We start from the raw sequence: 3,187 nt of genomic DNA on the forward strand, positions 1-3,187 counted from the left end.
GTGCACGGTGCGGGGACAGCTCACGTCGGCAGGCACCGACCGGTGCGGCGCACACCGGGTGTCGGCGTGCGCGGCGTGGGCCCAGAAGGGGAGGAAAGACCCGCGGCCACGGTACCCCGGCGGGGCATGGGGCGGTGCGGCGCGTCACATGTTACGCAATCGTTACGTTGTCGCCGCTCGTGGCCGCCGTGTGGCTGCTCGGCGTCAGGCGGGAGTCGATCCGCACGGGCTGTCCCGTCCTGGGGTGGATGAACTCGAGGGAGCGCGCGATCAGCTGCAGGGGGTTCTCCGGGTCCTCCACGTCGAAGTCCTCGCGCGGTGCGGGGTAGAGCTTGTCCCCGCGCAGCGGCAGACCCAGCGAGGTCATGTGCACCCGGATCTGGTGGGTGCGTCCGGTCAGCGGCGCGATCTCGTACAGTCCCCACTGCCCCTGCGCATCCGTGAACGTCTCCGCGCGCCGCACGTCCGTGACGGCGTTGACCTCACCGGGCTCCTCGAAAGCCTGCACCACGCCCTGGATCTTGCGGATCCGGGACTCCACGCGCACGGGCTCCTCCCCCACGCGCCCGTTCACCCCGGCCACCGCCCAGTACGTCTTGCGCACGGTGCGCTCCTGGAACATCCGGTGGAACGCCCCGCGGTCCTCGGCGTGCTTGCACAGCAGCAGCACCCCTCCGGTGGAGCGGTCCAGGCGGTGCAGGGCGGAGATCTCGTCGTTGCCGAACTGGCACCGCGCCGCCACCACCACCGAGCGCCGCACGTTCTCGCCCTTGGGGGTGCTGCACAGACCGTGCGGCTTGTCCACGGCCAGGATCCACTCGTCCTCGTGGAGCACGTCCAGGGTCACGGGGGCGGCGTCCTCGTCCGGGACCGGGCGGTGGAACCACACGGAGACCCCCGCCTCGTACGGGGTCTGCGGGGTCACGACGACGCCGCCGTCCCCCAGCACCTGACCGGCCGCGACCTGCTCGCGGAACCAGGCGGCGTCGTCCGGGAAGCGGCGCTGCACGTACTCCACCGCGGTGGCGGGAAGACCGGGCCGCGCCTCCAGCACGGGGTCCGGGGCGCCAGGGCCCGGCATCCGCACCCGGGTGGGGCCCACGCCGCGCACCGTGGGCAGCGGCGGGCTCACGCGGCGCCTCACGGGGTGTCCTCGCCTGTCGCTACCATGGGCGGGAACCTAACACACGACCGTGAGGCGGCCAGGTGGACCAGCACAGCACCCCGGAGCGCGTGATTCTCCTGGACGGCAAGCACCGGCCGGCCGGAACGGCCCTGAAGTCCGAGGTGCACACCGAGGACACCCCCCTGCATCTGGCGTTCTCCTGCCATGTGCTCGACGCGCGGGGCCAGGTGCTCGTGACCCGGCGCGCGCTGAGCAAGCGCACGTGGCCCGGCGTGTGGTCCAACAGCTTCTGCGGCCACCCCGGGCCGGACGAGTCCTTCGAGGACGCCATTGCACGCCGCGCCCGCCAGGAGCTCGGGCTGGAGATCCGGGACCTCACCCTGGTGCTGCCCGAGTTCCAGTACCGTGCCACGGACGCCACCGGCGTGGTGGAGAACGAGTTCTGCCCGGTGTACGTGGCCGCCACGGACGCGGAGCCGCGCCCCGCGGAGACGGAGGTGGCGGAGTACGCCTGGACGGCCCCGCGGGACCTCACGGCCGCCGTGACCAGCGCGCCCTACGCGTTCAGCCCGTGGCTCGCGGACCAGCTCCGGGAGTCCGCGCTGCGGGAGGCGCTGGGCTGAGGGGGCCCGCGGCGTCGTGCGTCAGGCGAGGTCCGCGAGGATCCGCTCCGCGAGCGCGTGCGCGGACTGCGGGTTCTGGCCCGTGTAGAGCGCGCCGTCCACCTCCACGAAGGGGCGCAGCGGCAGCAGCCCCTTGCGGTAGTCGATCCCGGCCTCGGTGAGCGCGTCCTGCAGGTACCACTTCGCCTTCCACCCGAAGGGGTTCAGCCGCTCCTCCGCGTTGGACAGCCCCGTCATCCGCCGTCCCGCGAAGGGGTTGCCGCCGTTTTCGTCCGCCGCGGCCAGCACGGCGACGGGTGCGTGGCACAGCAGTGCGAGCGGCTTGCCGGAGGCCAGCCGGTCCCGCAGCAGCTTCCCCGAGACGGAGTCGAAGGCGAGATCCTCCATGGGCCCGTGGCCGCCGGGGTAGAACACGAGGTCGTACTCGGATTCCTCCACCTGGCCCAGGGCAACGGGGTGCTCCAGCTGCCCCTGGATGGAGTCGAGGTACGCACGGACCTCCTTGCGCCGCTTCGGCAGACCGCCCGCGACCCCCAGGCTCAGCTCGTCTAGCGTGGGAGCGACTCCCCCGGGCGTGGCCACGGTGATGTTCCACCCCGCCTCGGTGAACAGCCGGTGCGGTTCCGCCAGTTCCTCGGCCCAGTAGCCGGTGGGGTGCACCGAGCCGTCCTTGAGCGTCCAGCCGGTGGCGGCGGTGACGACGAAAAGCACCTCGGTCATGTGCGTGTCCTCTCGGTGGTGGTGCCGCGGCTCGACGGATCCGTCCGCATCCACGCCCGCGTGCGGTGGCGCGAACCGTCGGCCGACCCTAAAGTGTTCACCGTCAACTTTAGGCGGGGGAGCACCGGTGTCAACGACCACGCACAAGCAGTCCCACCACCACGGCAACCTGCGGGAAGCCCTGGTGGAGGCCGGAATCGCCTTGCTGGAGGCCGGGGACGCCTTCTCGCTGCGGGCCGTGGCGCGCCAGGTGGGCGTGTCCCAGACCGCCCCCTATCGACACTTCCCCGACAGGTCCCACCTGGAGGCCGCCATGGCCACCACCGGTTTCGTGCGGCTGCGGCGGCGGCTCGAGGGCGTGCTGGCACACCCCGAGCCCGCCGCCTCCGTCCTCACGGGCCTGGCGGTGGCCACCGTGCGCTTCGCCGCGGAGAATCCCGCCCTCTACACCCTCATGTTCTCCCGGTACTGCGGGGCCGACGACGCCCGCCTCCCCGCGTCCGCCGAGGTCTTCGACCTGCTGCAGCGCGCCGCCACGCAGCACTTCCCCGGCGTGGACGCCCACCACCTGGCCACCGCGGGCTGGACCATGACGCACGGGCTCGCGTCCCTCCACCTGAGCGGCCAGCTCCGCGCGGCCACCCCGTCCGAGCTGGACGAGCGGGTGGCCGGCGCCTTCTCCGCCGTGCTGGCCGCCCACCCCTGACCTCCCCACACC

The 3,187-nt window shown here is 72.7% G+C and carries 4 protein-coding genes; 2 read left to right on the forward strand and 2 right to left on the reverse strand.

The features are described 5' to 3' along the window. Nucleotides 1–151: 151 nt before the first annotated feature. Nucleotides 152–1,144 (reverse strand): pseudouridine synthase, encoded by a 993-nt coding sequence (locus tag CWC38_RS11350; RefSeq protein WP_240625246.1) that lies wholly within the window; start codon nt 1,142–1,144, stop codon nt 152–154. A 62-nt stretch (nt 1,145–1,206) separates the two neighbouring features. On the opposite strand from CWC38_RS11350, the gene idi reads away from it, so the two are divergent. Continuing rightward, the gene (idi, locus tag CWC38_RS11355; RefSeq protein WP_121846828.1) at nt 1,207–1,749 is read left to right on the forward strand and encodes an isopentenyl-diphosphate Delta-isomerase; all 543 of its coding nucleotides are present in this window, start codon (nt 1,207–1,209) and stop codon (nt 1,747–1,749) included. 21 nt (nt 1,750–1,770) lie between these two features. Here idi and CWC38_RS11360 read toward each other — a convergent pair whose 3' ends face one another. Next, a complete protein-coding gene (locus CWC38_RS11360) occupies nt 1,771–2,469 on the reverse strand; it encodes a type 1 glutamine amidotransferase domain-containing protein (RefSeq protein ID WP_121846829.1) in 699 nt (232 codons plus the stop codon). Nucleotides 2,470–2,596: 127 nt separating this feature from the next. Here CWC38_RS11360 and CWC38_RS11365 point away from each other — a divergent pair, with 127 nt between their 5' ends. Beyond that, nucleotides 2,597–3,175 (forward strand): TetR/AcrR family transcriptional regulator, encoded by a 579-nt coding sequence (locus CWC38_RS11365; RefSeq protein ID WP_206059907.1) that lies wholly within the window; start codon nt 2,597–2,599, stop codon nt 3,173–3,175. Nucleotides 3,176–3,187: the final 12 nt, after the last annotated feature.

It is taken from the genome of Kocuria tytonicola (genome assembly GCF_003687455.1).
In the GTDB taxonomy this organism is placed as follows: domain Bacteria; phylum Actinomycetota; class Actinomycetes; order Actinomycetales; family Micrococcaceae; genus Kocuria; species Kocuria tytonicola.